At 51.2% G+C, this 18676-nt stretch carries 16 protein-coding genes; 10 read left to right on the plus strand and 6 right to left on the minus strand.

The annotated features are described in order from the left end of the window. A partial coding sequence (locus EQY_RS0120325) for an ABC transporter permease (RefSeq protein WP_000652486.1) occupies positions 1 to 1579 on the plus strand: 1579 nt, incomplete at its 5' end. Positions 1580 to 1703: 124 nt separating this feature from the next. On the opposite strand, the gene dinQ is transcribed toward EQY_RS0120325, so the two are convergent. The 3 genes from dinQ to allS form a co-directional block, all read right to left on the minus strand. Beyond that, positions 1704 to 1787 carry a damage-inducible type I toxin DinQ gene (gene dinQ, locus EQY_RS27340; RefSeq protein ID WP_349808740.1) on the minus strand — a complete coding sequence of 28 codons (84 nt, stop codon included), beginning with the start codon at positions 1785 to 1787 and terminating at the stop codon, positions 1704 to 1706. Between the two features lie 411 nt (positions 1788 to 2198). Beyond that, positions 2199 to 3293 (minus strand): tRNA 2-selenouridine(34) synthase MnmH, encoded by a 1095-nt coding sequence (gene mnmH / locus EQY_RS0120330; RefSeq protein ID WP_001157982.1) that lies wholly within the window; start codon positions 3291 to 3293, stop codon positions 2199 to 2201. Between the two features lie 68 nt (positions 3294 to 3361). After that, positions 3362 to 4288, minus strand: coding sequence for an HTH-type transcriptional activator AllS (allS, locus tag EQY_RS0120335; protein ID WP_000460114.1), 927 nt, complete (start codon positions 4286 to 4288; stop codon positions 3362 to 3364). A 229-nt stretch (positions 4289 to 4517) separates the two neighbouring features. On the opposite strand from allS, the gene allA reads away from it, so the two are divergent. The 9 genes from allA to glxK all read left to right on the plus strand — a co-directional run bounded on the left by allA (position 4518) and on the right by glxK (position 15130). Then, positions 4518 to 5000, plus strand: coding sequence for an ureidoglycolate lyase (gene allA, locus EQY_RS0120340; protein WP_000776391.1), 483 nt, complete (start codon positions 4518 to 4520; stop codon positions 4998 to 5000). 77 nt (positions 5001 to 5077) lie between these two features. After that, on the plus strand, positions 5078 to 5893 hold the full coding sequence (gene allR / locus EQY_RS0120345; protein WP_000141275.1) for an HTH-type transcriptional repressor AllR: 816 nt from the start codon (positions 5078 to 5080) through the stop codon (positions 5891 to 5893). A gap of 89 nt (positions 5894 to 5982) precedes the next feature. After that, positions 5983 to 7764 carry a glyoxylate carboligase gene (gene gcl, locus EQY_RS0120350; RefSeq protein WP_001096879.1) on the plus strand — a complete coding sequence of 594 codons (1782 nt, stop codon included), beginning with the start codon at positions 5983 to 5985 and terminating at the stop codon, positions 7762 to 7764. 12 nt (positions 7765 to 7776) lie between these two features. Beyond that, entirely contained in the window at positions 7777 to 8553 is a 777-nt protein-coding gene (gene hyi, locus EQY_RS0120355; protein ID WP_000943580.1) for a hydroxypyruvate isomerase, read from the plus strand. Between the two features lie 99 nt (positions 8554 to 8652). After that, entirely contained in the window at positions 8653 to 9531 is an 879-nt protein-coding gene (gene glxR, locus EQY_RS0120360) for a 2-hydroxy-3-oxopropionate reductase (RefSeq protein ID WP_000765856.1), read from the plus strand. Positions 9532 to 9729: 198 nt separating this feature from the next. Continuing rightward, positions 9730 to 11184: an allantoin transporter gene (locus tag EQY_RS0120365; RefSeq protein ID WP_000401111.1), complete on the plus strand. Its 1455-nt coding sequence runs from the start codon at positions 9730 to 9732 to the stop codon at positions 11182 to 11184. A 59-nt stretch (positions 11185 to 11243) separates the two neighbouring features. Then, positions 11244 to 12605 carry an allantoinase AllB gene (gene allB / locus EQY_RS0120370; protein ID WP_000006857.1) on the plus strand — a complete coding sequence of 454 codons (1362 nt, stop codon included), beginning with the start codon at positions 11244 to 11246 and terminating at the stop codon, positions 12603 to 12605. 56 nt (positions 12606 to 12661) lie between these two features. Next, entirely contained in the window at positions 12662 to 13963 is a 1302-nt protein-coding gene (locus EQY_RS0120375; RefSeq protein WP_024212676.1) for a uracil/xanthine transporter, read from the plus strand. A gap of 21 nt (positions 13964 to 13984) precedes the next feature. Then, positions 13985 to 15130 carry a glycerate 3-kinase gene (glxK, locus tag EQY_RS0120380; protein WP_000706342.1) on the plus strand — a complete coding sequence of 382 codons (1146 nt, stop codon included), beginning with the start codon at positions 13985 to 13987 and terminating at the stop codon, positions 15128 to 15130. Positions 15131 to 15362: 232 nt separating this feature from the next. Here glxK and allE read toward each other — a convergent pair whose 3' ends face one another. From allE to allD, 3 genes are read right to left on the minus strand one after another with little or no spacing between them, the layout of a single operon-like run. After that, a complete protein-coding gene (gene allE / locus EQY_RS0120385; protein WP_000540971.1) occupies positions 15363 to 16148 on the minus strand; it encodes a (S)-ureidoglycine aminohydrolase in 786 nt (261 codons plus the stop codon). A 10-nt stretch (positions 16149 to 16158) separates the two neighbouring features. Then, positions 16159 to 17394, minus strand: coding sequence for an allantoate deiminase (gene allC, locus EQY_RS0120390; RefSeq protein WP_024212677.1), 1236 nt, complete (start codon positions 17392 to 17394; stop codon positions 16159 to 16161). Positions 17395 to 17415: 21 nt separating this feature from the next. Further along, positions 17416 to 18465: an ureidoglycolate dehydrogenase gene (gene allD / locus EQY_RS0120395; protein ID WP_000703919.1), complete on the minus strand. Its 1050-nt coding sequence runs from the start codon at positions 18463 to 18465 to the stop codon at positions 17416 to 17418. Between the last annotated feature and the right edge of the window lie 211 nt (positions 18466 to 18676).

Consider the following 18676-nt stretch of genomic DNA (forward strand, 5'->3'; position numbering starts at 1 on the left):
GCTGGGAGCAGGGCGAGCGCAACTGCGTAAGCTAATCGTCGGTCAGTGGTTGATGGTGCTGACGCTTTCAGCCGTTACCGGTGGGGCGATAGGTCTGTTGTTCGAAAACGTGTTGATGGTGCTGCTCAAGCCCGTTCTGCCTGCTGCACTACCGCCAGCCAGCCTCTGGCCGTGGCTGTGGGCGCTCGGCACCATGACGGTCATCTCGCTGCTGGTGGGGCTGCGACCGTACCGCTTGTTGCTGGCAACGCAGCCTTTACGCGTATTACGTAATGATGTGGTAGCGAACGTCTGGCCGCTGAAGTTTTATCTGCCGATTGTCAGTGTGGTGGTTGTGCTGCTGCTCGCCGGATTAATGGGTGGCAGTATGCTGCTCTGGGCGGTGCTGGCGGGCGCAGTAGTGCTGGCTTTGCTGTGCGGTGTGCTGGGCTGGATGTTGCTTAATGTACTTCGCCGCCTGACGCTGAAATCGCTACCTTTGCGTCTGGCGGTCAGCCGCCTGTTACGACAGCCGTGGTCAACGTTAAGCCAGCTTTCGGCATTTTCGCTCTCCTTTATGCTGCTGGCACTGCTGCTGGTGTTGCGTGGCGATCTGCTCGACCGCTGGCAACAGCAGCTACCGCCAGAAAGCCCGAACTACTTTTTAATCAACATCGCCACAGAACAGGTTACGCCGCTAAAAGCGTTCCTCGCGGAACATCAGATAGTCCCGGAATCGTTTTATCCGGTAGTGCGGGCGCGGCTGACGGCGATTAACGGCAAGCCGACAGAAGGCAATGAAGATGAGGCGCTCAACCGCGAACTCAACCTCACCTGGCAAAATACGCGGCCCGATCATAACCCGATTGTCGCCGGTAACTGGCCGCCAAAAGCGGATGAAGTGTCGATGGAAGAGGGGCTGGCGAAACGCTTAAACGTTGCCCTCGGCGATACCGTGACTTTTATGGGCGATACCCAGGAGTTCCGCGCTAAAGTGACCAGTCTGCGCAAAGTGGACTGGGAAAGTCTGCGGCCTAATTTCTATTTTATTTTCCCGGAAGGGGCGCTGGACGGGCAGCCGCAAAGCTGGCTCACCAGTTTCCGCTGGGAGAACGGCAACGGCATGTTGACGCAACTCAACCGCCAGTTCCCGACCATTAGCCTGTTAGACATTGGCGCGATTTTAAAACAGGTCGGTCAGGTGCTGGAGCAGGTAAGTCGGGCGCTGGAAGTGATGGTGGTGCTGGTCACCGCCTGCGGTATGTTGCTGTTGCTGGCACAGGTGCAGGTGGGAATGCGTCAGCGCCATCAGGAGCTGGTGGTGTGGCGCACACTCGGTGCGGGCAAAAAACTGCTGCGCACGACATTGTGGTGTGAGTTTGCCATGCTCGGGTTTGTTTCTGGCCTGGTGGCCGCCATCGGTGCGGAAACGGCGCTGGCGGTACTGCAATCAAAAGTGTTTGATTTCCCGTGGGAGCCAGACTGGCGATTGTGGATTGTGCTGCCGTGCAGCGGTGCGTTGCTGCTGTCGCTTTGCGGCGGCTGGCTGGGCGCGCGACTGGTTAAGGGTAAGGCGCTGTTCAGGCAGTTTGCGGGGTGATGACAGGCGTAGCGCATCCGGCATGAATAGTGCGCCCTTTGGCAACAATCTGAAACCGACTGTCATGCCGGTTTTGTTAAAGGCCGAAGGTGGTAAACCTTCGGCCTTAGCTACGTTTCCTCAGTTATTCAATAAACTGGCGGATCAGTTCCAGCAGCGCGATCAGCGCCTTAAGAACGATGAGAACTTTATCGAGAAAAGTTTTCATCCGTTGCTCCCTTAAGGGAGAAAGACAATCACAGCTTACCCTTACGTTGCCTGTAACTATGATTTTCCTTCATGTGCTAGATGAGGACTGCCTCTCTCCAAATCAGAGCACCAGAATCAGCACCACCTGTATCCTGACCAGGACTTAAAAGTATTTTTCCGCACTGCGGTAATCCCTTGAGGCAGTATCATTACTAGCGTTGGGATTGTATCGCCGGCATAGCTGTTTGAATATGTAGGTATCCTGACTTATAATTCACTTGCTAGATGAGGACTGTTTCATCTCTGCCCAGAACCACCAACTCTCGGGCGGAAAAATAAAAAAACCGACTGTCATGTCGGTTTTTTTATATCTGTATTCTGTTGCAATCATTCTGTTCTCACGACAATCGCCGTTTCAGAATACCGCTCATCACCGCGCCTTAACCCACGCCATCACTTCCGCCCACTCACCGCGAAAGACAACCTTTTCCGCTTTTTTCTCAAGCTGATAGCGGTACATCGGGTCGTAATACTCTTCAAGCAGCGGCACCAGCCAGGCCATATGACCGTCGGTGCTGCCGGTTGCGAGTTGCGTTGTCAGCGCCGCATCCAGCCGGGCAGCCAGTTCATTATATCGTTGTAGCCCCAGCCGACGCTTAATCGCCGAAAGACCGTGATGCAGATATTCGCAATACGCTTGCCAGCCCTGTTCGTCGCCATATGCATGGGTAAAATCATGATGCATACGCAAGAAATATTCTTCGTTCAGGCGTTCAAGCCGGATCTCAAACGGGTCTTCTACCACGGCAATCGCCGCCTGGGTCATTCGCTCGCGCAGACATTCCGGCAGATGGTTTGAACCAATCATCCGGCTTTCATCTTCCAGCACCCACAGGCGCAGATCCTGACGGGCGTCAGTTTTTAGCATCTCGGCAGCCAGCAGGTTTTCAAAACTCGCCTGGCTAAGTTGCGGCTGTAATGTGCGACCAAAAGCAGAGCCGCGATGACGCGCCAGCCCTTCCAAATCGACACCGTTCGGCTGTTGCTGCACTAACAGCGTTTTACCACTGCCGGTACAACCGCCAATCAGCACTATCGGTTTTTGTGACAGTTCAATGGTCGCCTGAATCGCGGTCTGGCGCAGTGCCTTATAACCGCCTTCCACCAGCGGATAATCAATCCCCGCTTCATGCAGCCAACGTTGCACAATATGTGAACGTTGACCGCCACGGGCGCAGCAGAGAATACCTTGCGGATTTTGCAGGCACGCTGCCCGCCAGGCGTCCATGCGCTGCTGACGAATTTCACCCGCCACCAGTTTATGCCCCAGCGCCAGCGCCGCGTCTGACCCTTGCTGTTTGTAGCAGGTGCCAACGGCGGCGCGTTCATCGTTATTCATTAACGGCAGGTTGATAGCGGCGGGCATTGCGCCTTGCTCAAACTCAATGGGGGCGCGAACATCAATAATGGGCGTATCAGCAATCAGCAGGGCACGATAGTCCTGTTCCGTGTGTCTCTCTTGCATAGTTAAAAGTGAACCTCAAATCAGCTTGCGCGCTATTTTACGCGCCAACGCGCGAGGAAACTTGATTTTTAACTGTGTGAGTTGCCGAAAATTTCTAAAAATCCGCTGATTTCTGGTCTGCGCTGGGTAAACAAGGTCACAATATCTTCTACCGCTTTGCCGCTACCAAATTTGCGCCATGCCAGACTCAATGGCGAAGGAGGGCGCATCGTTGGGATGACCCGGCTGACCAGTTGTTGATTATCGATCATTGACTGGCAAAGTGATTTTGGCAAAAAACCGATACCAACGCCCGCCAGATGGGCAGCGATTTTCGTCTCCATGTCCGGAACGAGAATCTCTTTTTGCCCCGGCAATCGCCAGGCGACTCGCTTTGTTAAGGTGCGGGCGCTGTCTTCAATATTGACCGCCGGAAAGCGCCGTAACTGCGCTTCTGTGAGCGGCTCTTCAACGTTCGCCAGCGGATGATCCGCCGCCATGACAAAGCGCCATTGCACCGAACCTAAAGGATCAAGGCTAAAAGTATTTGCCAGCGCCTCGGTTCCTGTGACGCCGATAGCCAGTGAAAAACCTTCGTACAATAGTGAGTCCCAGACGCCCATATAGATTTGTCGGGAGATGTGAAACTGGGTAAAGGGGTAACGTTCGTTCAGCCACGCCAGCAATTGGGCGACGGCCTTGGGGTTGTAAAGCAGGTTGTTGATGACGATATTCACCTGGCGTTCTACGCCATCATTCACCTGTTGCAGCTCGCTGGGCATACTTTCCAGCCAGCTCAGCCAGTCTCTGGCCTGACAAAGCAGATGCTCGCCAGCCGCTGTCAATGTCACGCTGCGAGTGGTGCGGAAAAACAACGCCACCCCGGTATTCTCTTCCAGAAGTTTAATGCGATAACTGATGGTCGCCGTGGTTTTGCATAATCGTTCTGCCGCTTTTGAAAAACTTCCTGTTTCAGCAACCGCAATGAAAGTCCGCAAGGTTTCTGGATCAAACATCTTCAGGTATCCCCTTTTAAATCCGCAAGTTGCGTGATTTTGCTGTCCTTTGATTTACTTGTATTTTTACATGATAACCCTGTGTGATTTGTGGGCTAAATCTAGTTTTGGAAAAATATTCCAACTTTTGTATTGATGTTGTTCTCTTAAGGTTTTAGATTGCCTGTTATTGAAACCAAGCTGACCGGTCGGCGCTGGTTGAACGGAATTATGTTACAAGGACAACAAGATGAAACTTCAGGTATTACCGTTAAGTCAGGAAGCCTTCAGTGCTTATGGCGACGTAATCGAAACGCAGCAACGGGATTTTTTCCATATTAACAATGGCCTGGTAGAGCGTTACCACGATTTGGCGCTGGTTGAGATTCTTGAGCAAGACCGTACGCTTATCAGCATTAACCGCGCGCAACCGGCGAATCTGCCGCTGACCATTCACGAACTCGAACGTCATCCGCTGGGCACTCAGGCGTTTATCCCGATGAAAGGGGAAGTGTTTGTGGTGGTCGTGGCGTTAGGTGACGACAAACCAGACCTGACAACGCTGCGGGCGTTTATCACCAACGGTGAGCAGGGGGTGAATTACCATCGTAATGTCTGGCATCACCCGCTTTTCGCCTGGCAACGAGTCACCGATTTTCTGACCATCGATCGCGGCGGCAGTGACAACTGTGATGTCGAAAGTATTCCTGAGCAGGAGCTCTGTTTTGCGTGACGCCTGCAACCGACTTGCATAAGATAAACGAATTGTTCATTGTTTATGCTCACTTGTAGGTCGGAGTTAACGTAGGTATGACGGAAGTTAGACGGCGCGGCAGGCCAGGACAGGCGGAGCCTGTGGCACAGAAGGGCGCACAGGCATTAGAGCGGGGAATTGCGATTCTGCAATATCTGGAAAAAAGTGGGGGAAGTTCGTCAGTTAGCGATATTTCTCTCAATCTGGATTTGCCGCTCTCCACGACCTTTCGCCTGCTGAAGGTTTTACAGGCAGCGGATTTTGTCTATCAGGACAGTCAGTTAGGCTGGTGGCATATAGGATTAGGTGTCTTTAACGTCGGTGCGGCGTACATCCATAACCGCGATGTCCTCTCCGTCGCCGGGCCGTTTATGCGCCGCCTGATGTTACTTTCCGGCGAAACGGTCAATGTCGCGATTCGTAACGGCAATGAAGCAGTATTAATTGGTCAGTTAGAGTGTAAATCGATGGTCAGGATGTGTGCGCCGCTGGGCAGTCGTCTGCCGCTGCATGCTTCCGGTGCGGGCAAGGCGCTGCTTTATCCGCTGGCGGAAGAGGAGTTGATGAGCATCATCCTGCAAACCGGTTTGCAGCAGTTTACGCCAACTACGCTTGTGGATATGCCCACCTTGCTGAAGGATCTGGAACAAGCGCGTGAACTGGGCTATACCGTAGATAAAGAAGAGCATGTTGTTGGCCTGAATTGCATAGCTTCAGCAATTTACGATGATGTGGGTAGTGTTGTTGCCGCTATCTCCATCTCCGGGCCTTCATCAAGACTGACAGAAGATCGTTTTGTCAGTCAGGGTGAGCTGGTCAGAGACACCGCCCGCGATATCAGCACGGCGTTGGGACTGAAAGCACATCCATAGTGTCTGTCGCATCCCGCTCTGCGGAGCGGGTTTTTTTGACAAAATTTGAAAGTTGGAAAATTTTTCCAATTAATTGAGGTAGGAAGAAAATGGCAAAAATGAGAGCCGTTGACGCGGCAATGTATGTGCTGGAGAAAGAAGGTATCACCACCGCCTTTGGCGTTCCGGGAGCAGCAATCAATCCTTTCTATTCAGCGATGCGTAAGCACGGCGGTATTCGTCACATTCTGGCGCGTCACGTGGAAGGTGCGTCGCACATGGCGGAAGGCTACACCCGCGCAACGGCAGGGAATATCGGCGTATGTCTGGGAACGTCGGGACCAGCAGGCACTGACATGATCACCGCGCTCTATTCCGCTTCTGCTGATTCCATTCCTATTTTGTGCATTACCGGCCAGGCTCCGCGTGCCCGTCTGCATAAAGAAGATTTCCAGGCCGTTGATATTGAAGCTATCGCCAAGCCGGTCAGTAAAATGGCGGTTACAGTACGTGAAGCGGCGCTGGTGCCTCGTGTGCTGCAACAGGCATTTCACCTGATGCGTTCTGGTCGTCCGGGGCCGGTACTGGTGGATTTACCGTTCGACGTTCAGGTAGCGGAAATCGAGTTTGATCCTGATATGTACGAACCGCTGCCGGTCTACAAACCTGCTGCCAGCCGTATGCAGATCGAAAAAGCCGTAGAAATGTTAATCCAGGCTGAGCGTCCAGTGATCGTTGCCGGGGGCGGGGTTATCAATGCTGACGCAGCCGCGCTGTTACAACAGTTTGCTGAACTGACCAGCGTTCCGGTGATCCCAACGCTGATGGGCTGGGGCTGTATCCCGGACGATCATGAACTGATGGCCGGGATGGTGGGTCTGCAAACTGCGCATCGTTACGGTAACGCAACATTGCTGGCGTCCGACATGGTGTTTGGTATCGGTAACCGTTTTGCCAACCGTCATACCGGGTCGGTAGAGAAATACACCGAAGGGCGCAAAATCGTCCATATCGATATTGAGCCGACGCAAATTGGCCGCGTACTGTGCCCGGATCTGGGTATTGTCTCCGACGCCAAAGCGGCACTGACGCTGCTGGTTGAAGTGGCGCAGGAGATGCAAAAAGCCGGTCGTCTGCCGTGTCGTAAAGAGTGGGTCGCCGACTGCCAGCAGCGCAAACGCACTTTGCTGCGTAAAACTCACTTCGACAACGTGCCGGTGAAACCGCAGCGCGTGTATGAAGAGATGAACAAAGCCTTTGGTCGCGATGTTTGCTATGTCACCACCATCGGCCTGTCACAAATTGCTGCGGCGCAAATGCTGCACGTCTTTAAAGACCGTCACTGGATCAACTGTGGTCAGGCAGGCCCGCTGGGCTGGACCATTCCGGCGGCGCTGGGTGTGTGTGCGGCTGATCCAGAGCGTAATGTGGTGGCGATTTCCGGTGACTTCGACTTCCAGTTCCTGATTGAAGAGTTAGCCGTTGGCGCACAGTTCAATATTCCGTACATCCATGTGCTGGTTAATAACGCCTATCTCGGCCTGATTCGTCAGTCGCAGCGTGCATTTGATATGGATTACTGCGTACAGCTTGCGTTTGAAAATATTAACTCCAGTGATGTGAACGGTTATGGCGTTGACCACGTGAAAGTGGCGGAAGGTTTAGGTTGTAAAGCGATTCGCGTTTTCAAACCGGAAGATATTGCTCCGGCCTTTGAACAAGCGAAAGTCTTAATGAATCAGTACCGAGTCCCGGTGGTGGTGGAAATTATGCTGGAGCGAGTAACCAATATTTCGATGGGTAGCGAACTGGATAACGTTATGGAATTTGAAGATATCGCCGATAACGCAGCGGACGCGCCGACTGAAACCTGCTTCATGCACTATGAATAAGGGAGATAAATAATGTTACGTTTCTCTGCTAATTTATCGATGTTATTTGGCGAATATGATTTTCTCACCCGTTTTGAGAAAGCCGCGCAGTGTGGTTTTCGCGGCGTTGAATTTATGTTCCCTTATGACTACGACATTGAAGAATTAAAACAGGTGCTGGCGAGTAATAAACTCGAGCATACGCTGCATAATTTACCTGCGGGTGACTGGGCGGCGGGCGAGCGGGGTATTGCCTGTATTCCTGGCCGTGAAGAAGAGTTTCGTGATGGCGTAGCAGCGGCGATTCGTTATGCCCGTGCGCTGGGTAATAAAAAAATCAACTGTCTGGTCGGTAAAACTCCGGCGGGTTTCAGCAGTGAACAGATTCACGCAACGCTTGTGGAAAACCTGCGTTATGCCGCGAATATGTTGATGAAAGAAGATATTTTATTACTGATTGAACCTATCAACCATTTCGATATCCCTGGTTTCCATCTCACCGGAACTCAGCAGGCGCTGAAACTGATTGATGATGTAGGCTGCTGCAATTTGAAAATTCAGTATGACATTTATCATATGCAGCGGATGGAAGGTGAATTAACCAACACCATGACCCAATGGGCCGATAAAATTGGTCACCTGCAAATCGCCGATAATCCACATCGTGGCGAACCGGGAACCGGAGAAATTAATTACGATTATCTCTTTAAGGTAATTGAAAATTCTGACTACAACGGTTGGGTTGGCTGTGAATATAAACCCAGAACCACCACGGAAGCCGGTTTAGGCTGGATGAAACCGTACCGTTAAAACGTAACGCTGTTCAGACAATGCTTTTTTAGGCCGCTACGTCGGCAGGGGATCGCGTTGTCTGAATTCAGGAAAAGCGACATTTAAAAGAGGCTAAATATGAAACTGGGATTTATTGGCTTAGGCATTATGGGTACTCCGATGTCCATTAATCTGGCGCGCGCCGGTCATCAACTGCATGTCACAACTATTGGTTCGGTTGCTGATGGATTACTGTCACTCGGTGCCGTCAGCGTTGACACTGCGCGCCAGGTAACAGAAGCGTCAGACATCATTTTTATTATGGTGCCGGATACGCCACAGGTTGAAGAAGTTCTGTTTGGTGAAAATGGCTGCACCAAAGCGTCTCTGAAGGGCAAAACCATTGTTGATATGAGCTCCATTTCACCGATTGAAACTAAACGTTTCGCCCGTCAGGTGAATGAACTGGGCGGCGATTATCTCGACGCGCCAGTCTCCGGCGGCGAAATCGGCGCCCGTGAAGGGACATTGTCAATTATGGTTGGTGGCGACGAAGCGGTATTTGAACGTGTTAAACCGCTGTTTGAACTGCTCGGTAAAAATATCACCCTCGTGGGCGGTAACGGCGACGGTCAAACCTGCAAAGTAGCAAACCAGATTATCGTGGCGCTCAATATTGAAGCGGTTTCTGAAGCCCTGCTGTTTGCATCGAAAGCCGGTGCCGATCCGGTGCGTGTGCGCCAGGCGCTGATGGGCGGCTTTGCTTCCTCGCGCATTCTGGAAGTTCACGGTGAGCGTATGATTAAACGCACCTTTAATCCGGGCTTCAAAATTGCTCTGCACCAGAAAGATCTCAATCTGGCGCTGCAAAGTGCGAAAGCACTGGCGCTGAATCTGCCAAACACCGCAACCTGCCAGGAGTTATTTAATACCTGTGCGGCAAACGGCGGCAGCCAGTTGGATCACTCTGCATTAGTGCAGGCGCTGGAGTTAATGGCGAATCATAAACTCGCCTGATAAAAAGGCATCGTTGCCGATAAAGCCTCGATGCCTGCAATAAAAATGGCCGATATCAAATAATTGATTCGGCCAGCAGTAAAAAAGAAAGCAGCCAACGACGTTGCTTCAGTATTAAAAAAATTATTTTTTATTTTATTAGTTCCTCATAGCTAGATTAAAACAGCGTTATTCGATACGTGAAATTAAGAGGGATTTATGGAACATCAGAGAAAACTATTCCAGCAACGCGGATATAGCGAAGATTTATTACCGAAAACACAAAGTCAACGTACCTGGAAAACATTTAACTACTTTACCTTATGGATGGGTTCGGTTCATAACGTTCCCAATTATGTAATGGTCGGCGGCTTTTTTATTCTCGGCTTGTCTACTTTTAGTATTATGCTGGCAATTATCCTTAGCGCCTTTTTTATAGCTGCGGTAATGGTATTAAACGGTGCTGCGGGCAGTAAATACGGCGTGCCTTTTGCTATGATCCTGCGAGCTTCGTATGGCGTGCGTGGCGCACTGTTTCCCGGACTGTTAAGAGGCGGGATTGCCGCCATCATGTGGTTTGGTTTGCAGTGTTATGCCGGATCGCTGGCCTGCTTGATCCTGATTGGCAAAATCTGGCCGGGATTTTTAACTCTCGGCGGTGATTTTACCCTGTTAGGGCTTTCTCTACCGGGCTTAATCACTTTCTTACTCTTCTGGCTGGTTAACGTTGGTATTGGTTTTGGCGGTGGCAAAGTTTTAAATAAATTCACCGCTATTCTTAACCCGTGCATCTATATCGTCTTCGGCGGTATGGCAATTTGGGCGATTTCGCTGGTAGGGATTGCTCCAATCTTTGACTACATTCCGAGCGGTATTCAGAAGGCAGAAAATAGTGGCTTCCTGTTCCTGGTGGTGATCAACGCGGTGGTTGCGGTCTGGGCGGCACCGGCGGTGAGCGCATCAGACTTTACGCAAAACGCTCACTCTTTCCGTGAGCAGGCGCTGGGGCAAACGCTCGGTTTGGTTGTGGCCTATATTCTGTTTGCGGTCGCCGGGGTATGTATTATTGCCGGAGCCAGTATTCATTACGGCGCTGACACCTGGAACGTGCTGGATATTGTTCAGCGTTGGGACAGCCTGTTTGCCTCGTTCTTTGCGGTACTGGTTATTCTGATGACGACCATTTCCACGAACGCCACCGGTAATATTATTCCGGCTGGTTATCAGATTGCCGCTATTGCACCGACGAAACTGACCTATAAAAACGGCGTACTGATTGCCAGTATTATCAGCCTGCTGATCTGCCCGTGGAAATTAATGGAAAACCAGGACAGTATTTATTTGTTCCTCGATATTATCGGTGGGATGCTGGGGCCGGTAATTGGTGTGATGATGGCGCATTATTTCGTAGTAATGCGCGGACAAATTAATCTTGATGAACTGTACACCGCACCAGGCGATTTTAAATATTACGATAACGGTTTTAACCTCACTGCATTCTCAGTCACTCTGGTGGCGGTTATTTTATCTCTCGGCGGTAAATTTATTCCGGTCATGGAACCGTTATCGCGTGTTTCATGGTTTGTCGGCGTCATCGTCGCCTTTGCGGCCTACGCTTTATTAAAGAAACGCACAGCAGTAGAAAAAACAGGAGAGCAAAAAGTCACAGGTTAATTAATCCCGATATTGAACATTGAGTTAAAAAACAATCTGTATTTTACAAGGAGTTTGTTATGTCTTTTGATTTAATTATTAAAAACGGCACCGCCATTTTAGAAAACGAAGCTCGCGTTGTAGATATTGCCGTTAAAGGCGGAAAAATTGCCGCTATCGGTCAGGATCTGGGCGATGCAAAAGAAGTTATGGATGCGTCTGGTCTGGTGGTTTCTCCGGGCATGGTCGATGCGCACAGCCACATTTCTGAACCGGGTCGTAGCCACTGGGAAGGTTATGAAACCGGCACTCGCGCAGCGGCAAAAGGCGGTATCACCACCATGATCGAAATGCCGCTCAACCAGTTGCCAGCAACCGTTGATCGCGCATCGATTGAACTGAAGTTCGACGCCGCTAAAGGTAAGTTGACTGTCGATGCGGCACAACTGGGTGGCCTGGTCTCTTACAACATCGACCGTCTGCACGAACTGGATGAAGTGGGCGTTGTCGGCTTCAAATGCTTCGTTGCGACCTGTGGCGATCGTGGTATCGACAACGACTTCCGTGACGTAAACGACTGGCGGTTCTTCAAAGGCGCGCAGAAGCTGGGCGAAATGGGGCAGCCGGTGCTGGTGCACTGCGAAAACGCTCTGATCTGTGATGAACTGGGCGAAGAAGCGAAGCGTGAAGGTCGCGTAACCGCACATGACTATGTGGCTTCTCGTCCGGTATTTACCGAAGTGGAAGCGATTCGCCGCGTACTGTACCTGGCGAAAGTTGCCGGTTGCCGTCTGCACGTTTGCCACATCAGCAGCCCGGAAGGTGTTGAGGAAGTGACTCGTGCGCGTCAGGAAGGTCAGGATGTTACCTGTGAATCCTGCCCGCATTACTTTGTGCTGGATACCGATCAGTTCGAAGAAATTGGCACCCTGGCGAAGTGTTCACCGCCGATCCGCGATCTGGAAAACCAGAAAGGCATGTGGGAAAAACTGTTTAACGGTGAAATCGACTGCCTGGTTTCCGACCACTCTCCATGCCCGCCGGAAATGAAAGCCGGTAACATCATGAAAGCATGGGGCGGTATCGCCGGTCTGCAAAGCTGCATGGACGTGATGTTCGATGAAGCAGTACAGAAACGCGGTATGTCTCTGGCAATGTTTGGCAAATTAATGGCGACTAATGCAGCAGATATCTTCGGTCTGCAGCAAAAAGGTCGTATCGCCCCAGGAAAAGATGCCGACTTTGTCTTCATTCAACCGAATAGCAGCTATGTTCTTACCAATGACGATTTGGAATATCGCCACAAAGTCAGCCCGTATGTTGGCCGAACCATTGGCGCGCGTATCACGAAAACCATCTTACGTGGTGATGTGATTTACGACATTGAACAGGGCTTCCCTGTTGCGCCGAAAGGTCAATTTATCCTTAAACATCAGCAGTAATCTGGCCCCTGCAATGCCCGTCCTTGCGGCGGGCATTCTCCGGTTAAGGTGTGTTTATGTTCAATTTTGCAGTGAGCCGCGAAAGCCTGTTATCAGGATTTCAGTGGTTTTTCTTTATTTTTTGCAACACGGTTGTGGTTCCTCCTACGCTGCTTTCGGCTTTTCAGTTGCCGCAAAGTAACCTGCTTACGCTCACGCAATATGCTTTTCTTGCTACTGCACTGGCCTGCTTCGCTCAGGCGTTCTGCGGTCATCGTCGCGCTATTATGGAAGGGCCAGGCGGCCTGTGGTGGGGAACTATCCTCACTATCACCCTTGGCGAAGCATCGCGCGGAACACCTGTCAATGATATCGCCACCAGTCTGGCGGTGGGGATTGCGATTTCCGGCGTGCTGACGATATTGATTGGACTTAGTGGATTAGGTCATCGCCTTGCGCGGTTATTTACTCCGACGGTGATGGTGCTGTTTATGCTGATGCTGGGCGCGCAGCTGACCACTATCTTTTTCAAAGGTATGCTCGGGCTGCCGTTTGGCATAGCCGACTCGAATTTTAAAATTCAGTTACCGCCGTTCGCGCTCTCGGTGGCGGTGATGTGCCTGGTTCTGGCGATGATTATCTTCCTGCCGCAACGTTTTGCCCGTTACGGCCTGTTGGTCGGCACGATAACCGGCTGGTTGTTGTGGTACTTTTGCTTTCCTTCTTCGCATTCGCTCTCCGGTGAGTTGCACTGGCAGTGGTTCCCGCTCGGCAGTGGCGGTGCGTTGTCGCCGGGAATTATTCTGACGGCGGTGATTACAGGTCTGGTGAATATCAGTAATACCTACGGTGCGATTCGGGGCACGGATGTTTTTTATCCGCAGCAGGGCGCGGGGAATACGCGTTATCGTCGTAGCTTTGTGGCGACCGGATTTATGACGCTGATAACCGTACCGCTGGCGGTAATTCCATTTTCACCGTTTGTTTCATCCATTGGTTTATTAACCCAGACTGGCGATTACACGCGGCGTTCGTTTATTTATGGCAGCGTTATTTGCCTGCTGGTGGCACTGGTTCCGGCACTCACGCGACTATTTTGCAGTATCCCTTTACCAGTGAGTAGCGCGGTCATGCTGGTTTCTTATCTGCCTTTACTCTTTTCCGCGCTGGTGTTTAGTCAGCAAATAACGTTTACCGCTCGCAATATTTATCGACTCGCATTGCCGTTATTTGTCGGCATATTTTTAATGGCATTACCGCCTGTGTATCTGCAAGACCTTCCATTAACGCTTCGTCCTCTGCTCAGTAACGGCTTACTGGTCGGAATTTTACTGGCTGTTCTTATGGATAACCTTATTCCGTGGGAACGCATCGAATAATTTGTTGAAAAAGGATTGATAATGAAGATTGTCATTGCGCCAGACTCGTTTAAAGAGAGCTTAAGTGCAGAAAAATGTTGTCAGGCAATTAAAGCCGGGTTTTCGACCCTCTTTCCCGATGCGCACTATATCTGTTTGCCAATAGCAGATGGCGGCGAAGGAACGGTGGATGCGATGGTTGCCGCGACGGGCGGCAACATCGTGACGCTCGAAGTCTGTGGGCCGATGGGCGAAAAAGTGAATGCTTTTTATGGCCTTACCGGCGACGGGAAAACAGCGGTGATTGAGATGGCGGCAGCAAGTGGCCTGATGCTGGTCGCGCCTGAAAAGCGTAATCCGTTGCTGGCGTCAAGTTATGGCACCGGCGAGCTGATTCGTCATGCGCTGGATAACGGCATTCGCCATATTATTCTCGGCATTGGCGGCAGCGCGACGGTAGACGGCGGTATGGGCATGGCGCAGGCGCTCGGTGTGCGTTTCATTGATGCCGACGGTCAGGCGCTGGCGGCAAACGGCGGCAATTTAGCGCGTGTGGCAAGCATTGAGATGGAGGAATGCGATCCGCGTCTGGCGAGCTGTCATATTGAAGTGGCGTGTGATGTTGATAACCCGCTGGTAGGGGCACGCGGCGCGGCGGCGGTGTTTGGCCCGCAAAAAGGGGCAACGCCGGAGATGGTCGAAGAGCTGGAGCAGGGGCTGCAAAATTTCGCCCGTGTTTTGCAGCAGCAAACGGAAATCAATGTCTGCCAGATGGCGGGCGGCGGCGCGGCGGGCGGTATGGGTATTGCGGCGGCGGTATTTCTCAATGCGGATATTAAACCGGGTATTGAGATTGTACTGCGGGCGGTCAACCTGGAGCAGGCGGTGCAGGGAGCGGCGCTGGTGATCACCGGGGAAGGGCGCATCGACTCGCAAACGGCAGGCGGTAAAGCGCCGCTGGGCGTGGCGTCGGTGGCGAAGCAGTTTAATGTACCGGTGATTGGGATTGCTGGCGTATTGGGTGATGGCGTGGAAGTGGTGCACCAGTACGGCATTGACGCGGTGTTCAGCATTTTGCCACGTCTGGCACCTTTAGCCGAAGTGCTCGCCAGTGGTGAAACCAATCTCTTCAACAGCGCGCGAAATATTGCCTGCGCCATTAAAATAGGTCAGGGAATTAAACCCTGATTCTTACCTTTAAAGCGGATGCGGTTCATATCGCATCTGCTTCTGATTGCTACGAGCATGGCTTTCCCCCTCTCCCCAAAGGGGCGAGGGGATTGTCTGTGCGGTTTTCAGCCTGAAGCGGATGCATTTTATCCCGCATCTGTTTTTTACCTGAATTTACCGCAAAAAAAGCCACGGTATAAACCGTGGCAAAATCCAACATAGCTAAAAATAATCAGGCGAGTGGTATGACTTAAATTTCTACGTCGCGGTTGCAATCTTTCGAGTAAATATAGCTGAACGCTTCACCACGCCCTACGCCATAACCGGCCTGTAAAGAATATGCGCCCATAAAGATGTAATCGCCTTTTTTTACCGGGATCCAGTTATTATCGAGGTTATAAACTCCCTGACCGGAAAGAATATAAGCACCGTGCTCCTGAACGTGGGTTTCGATATAACCGTGGCTGGCACCTGGCGCAAAAGAGAGGATATGCATATTCATATCAAAACCTAACTCTTTGGGCAGAAAATCCAGCAGAATAACATCGTCCATGCCTTCATAATGAATGCGTTCCAGTTCGCTGGCATTGCCAGAAACCAGCCACGGCGCATGACCTTCTACCGGAACATAGCGGCGCTTATACAAGAAGATTTGGCTGTCTTCGGCCTGGGCATTAACAAACGTCATTAAGGAGCCTGGCGGGCAATAAAGATAGCCACCTTCGCTTAAGGCAAATGTTTTTCCTTCGGCTTCGGCAGTGATATTTCCAGAAATGACATACAGGAACGTTTCAATTCCTTCTCCGCCGAATCCCTGCTGATTACCGCCGTTTTGATGCAGCGTCACCAGATAATCGACAAACGTAGCGCCAAGCTTTGGTGTGGACAGGATTGTCGCGTCACAATTTTCAAAGCCAGGAATAATATTTTTTACCAGACCATCCGGGGTTAACAGCGCGAAATTACCGTGTTTAACAATCGCACGGTTAGCCAGTAAATCATCGCGGTAACCGGTGACGTTATTTAAATATCCCATTTATAACTCCTTATTTCTGCCAGGCAAGTTGATAAAGCATGAGTGCCAACGTTTTGACCCCTTCGGCAAGGTCGGTAATATTGGTGCGTTCCGCCGGGTTATGGCTGATCCCGTTAATGCTGGGAATGAAAATCATGCAGGTCGGCACGCGAGGCGCGAAAATTTGCGCGTCGTGCCCGGCACCACTGTGCATCACCCGGTAATTCAGTTTTTCTGTTTCACACAGTTCCGTCAGGGTGGTGACCAGCTCTTCGTTCATCGGCACCGGTTCTTCGTCCATCCATAAATCGATATCAATACCAATGTCCATTTCATCGCAAATCGCCCGCATGTCGTTTTCTAACTGTTGGGTGAAATCGCGCAGCACGGCAGCGTCGGTGTGACGACAATCAATGGTGAACGTGGTTTTACCCGGCACTACGTTAACCGTATTTGGGCGCGGCTCCACTTTGCCAAAGGTCAGCACCAGCGGATCGCCCATCTTTTTCGCTTTGGCTACGGACTGATTGCAAATGCGGCTAAACGCATAAACCGTGTCACGACGATAGCCCATCGGCGTGGTGCCTGCATGGTTTGATTCGCCGTTCAGCGTCACCGTATAGCGACGTTGCCCGACAATTGCATTCACCACGCCAATTGACTGCCCATTACTTTCCAGCACACAGCCCTGTTCGATATGCAGTTCGACAAAGGCTTGAATATCCTGACGCGGAGTTAGTGGGGCGTTCGGCAGAGTGAATCCGCAAGCCTTCATCGCATCGACAAAACTATTTCCTTTGGCATCACAGATATTCCGCACGTCGTCAGGATTCGCCAGCCCAAAGATATTTTTACTGCCCCAGAAGACATACGGGAAGCGGCTGCCTTCTTCTTCCGCCATCGCCACCACTTCGACAGTACGTAGCGGCGCGCCGTATTGTGTTTTCAGCCAGTCAATTGCCAGCCACGCCGCCAGTGCGCCGAATTGCCCGTCGAGGTTACCGCCGTTAACCACGGTATCGATATGCGAACCGCTCAGAACCACTTCCTGTGGATATTCGGTGCCATTCAGGCGACCGTATAAATTTCCCACTTCATCGAAACGTGTTTCCAGCCCGCTTGCTGCCATTCTTTTTTTAAATTGCTGTTGGGTTTCCAGCCATTCCGGCGAATAAAGTAAACGGGTCATCCCACCCGTAGGGTCAGCGCCAAAAGAGGAAAGCCAGGGCAGCGTTTCTTCTATGGCTTGACGGAAATGTGTAATCATAAGAAAGTCCTGTCTCAATAATTATTGCGCAAAGGGATTTTTCGTTTCGTATGACGTGTTATAAAGCGCGTCGGAAATTAAATACTGGTAAATGTCATCAACAATTTCGATGCCTTCGACGGCGGCTTTGCGTTGTTTAATATCCTGATCCTGTCCGGGATAATAAACCTGGTTAAAACCGGGCGCGGGGGTAATGGCATTTAATTCGCGCATGGTCTGGCTAAGATGTTGACGGAATAATTCGCTGGAGGAGAAAAAGTTCGGATTAATAACTATATGTAATTGCCCCAAATTACGCCCGGCGTGTAAATCGTCATACATCGAACTGACCTGGCGCCCGAACGGTAAGCCGAGTAACACGCCTGAGAGGACGTCAATCATCATCATCAGGCCATACCCTTTCGGCCCAGCGGCGGGGAGCAGAGCATGTACCGCGAACGGATCGGTTGTTGGTGCACCGTTTTTATCGACCGCCCAGCTTTCCGGGATAGACATATTACGCGAGCGGGCGTCGAGCACTTTTCCCCATGCCTGTACGGTAGTCGCCATATCAAAAGTAAGGATCTCGTCGCCTTCTCCCGGCGCGGCAAAGGCAAGTGGGTTAGTACCGTAGTAAATTTCCGCGCCGCCAAACGGCACCACCATTGGATCGGACTGGCACATCGAAATGCCAATTAATCCGGCGCGGGCTGCCTGCTGCACAAAATAAGAGATTGCGCCGCTGTGACCCATCCGGCTGATACCGACCACCGCAACGCCATTTTGTTGTGCTGTTTTAATGGCATGTTCCATGCCCATTTTCGCGGCGACCTGCCCGGCGGCATTGTCGGCATGTAAAATTGCCGAACACGGCCCCGTTTCTTCAAGACGGAACTCCGGTTCGCGGTTGGTGCCGCCTTTCGAAATACGTTCTGCGTAGTATTCCACGCGTACCGCGCCATGAGAGTGGATCCCTCTGGCATCGGCATAAACCAATACTTCAGCCACGGTTGCAGCGTGCTCACGTTTTAATCCAGCCTGGCAGAGTTTATTCTCGATTAGCTGGTGGAGTGTTTCCCGACTGATTTTCATCTGTCTTCCTTTTTAACGACGGTGTGAAGCATGACTGCAATTAACATACAGGGAAAATATCTGGATTATGTGATCCAGACAGGCAAAAAAATATAGTTAGAATTTATTTGATAATCCGCGCACTTTTGGTTTGTTTTTTAAAATAACCCTGCTTGTTAAAAATTAGCAGATAATAGTCTGGCGGGTTTTTTTATATTTTTTCTCATAATTC

Source organism: Escherichia sp. TW14182 (assembly GCF_000208525.1).
Taxonomy (GTDB): Bacteria; Pseudomonadota; Gammaproteobacteria; order Enterobacterales; family Enterobacteriaceae; genus Escherichia; species Escherichia ruysiae.

What these genes read in the sequence shown, in the direction of transcription:
- allC (WP_024212677.1), bottom strand. Translation starts at nt 17,394, where the DNA reads ATGATTACACATTTCCGTCAAGCCATAGAAGAAACGCTGCCCTGGCTT.
- allE (WP_000540971.1), bottom strand. Translation starts at nt 16,148, where the DNA reads ATGGGATATTTAAATAACGTCACCGGTTACCGCGATGATTTACTGGCT.
- dinQ (WP_349808740.1), bottom strand. Translation starts at nt 1,787, where the DNA reads ATGAAAACTTTTCTCGATAAAGTTCTCATCGTTCTTAAGGCGCTGATC.
- EQY_RS0120375 (WP_024212676.1), top strand. Translation starts at nt 12,662, where the DNA reads ATGTTCAATTTTGCAGTGAGCCGCGAAAGCCTGTTATCAGGATTTCAG.
- allS (WP_000460114.1), bottom strand. Translation starts at nt 4,288, where the DNA reads ATGTTTGATCCAGAAACCTTGCGGACTTTCATTGCGGTTGCTGAAACA.
- gcl (WP_001096879.1), top strand. Translation starts at nt 5,983, where the DNA reads ATGGCAAAAATGAGAGCCGTTGACGCGGCAATGTATGTGCTGGAGAAA.
- allD (WP_000703919.1), bottom strand. Translation starts at nt 18,465, where the DNA reads ATGAAAATCAGTCGGGAAACACTCCACCAGCTAATCGAGAATAAACTC.
- allR (WP_000141275.1), top strand. Translation starts at nt 5,078, where the DNA reads ATGACGGAAGTTAGACGGCGCGGCAGGCCAGGACAGGCGGAGCCTGTG.
- glxK (WP_000706342.1), top strand. Translation starts at nt 13,985, where the DNA reads ATGAAGATTGTCATTGCGCCAGACTCGTTTAAAGAGAGCTTAAGTGCA.
- allB (WP_000006857.1), top strand. Translation starts at nt 11,244, where the DNA reads ATGTCTTTTGATTTAATTATTAAAAACGGCACCGCCATTTTAGAAAAC.
- hyi (WP_000943580.1), top strand. Translation starts at nt 7,777, where the DNA reads ATGTTACGTTTCTCTGCTAATTTATCGATGTTATTTGGCGAATATGAT.
- allA (WP_000776391.1), top strand. Translation starts at nt 4,518, where the DNA reads ATGAAACTTCAGGTATTACCGTTAAGTCAGGAAGCCTTCAGTGCTTAT.
- mnmH (WP_001157982.1), bottom strand. Translation starts at nt 3,293, where the DNA reads ATGCAAGAGAGACACACGGAACAGGACTATCGTGCCCTGCTGATTGCT.
- glxR (WP_000765856.1), top strand. Translation starts at nt 8,653, where the DNA reads ATGAAACTGGGATTTATTGGCTTAGGCATTATGGGTACTCCGATGTCC.
- EQY_RS0120365 (WP_000401111.1), top strand. Translation starts at nt 9,730, where the DNA reads ATGGAACATCAGAGAAAACTATTCCAGCAACGCGGATATAGCGAAGAT.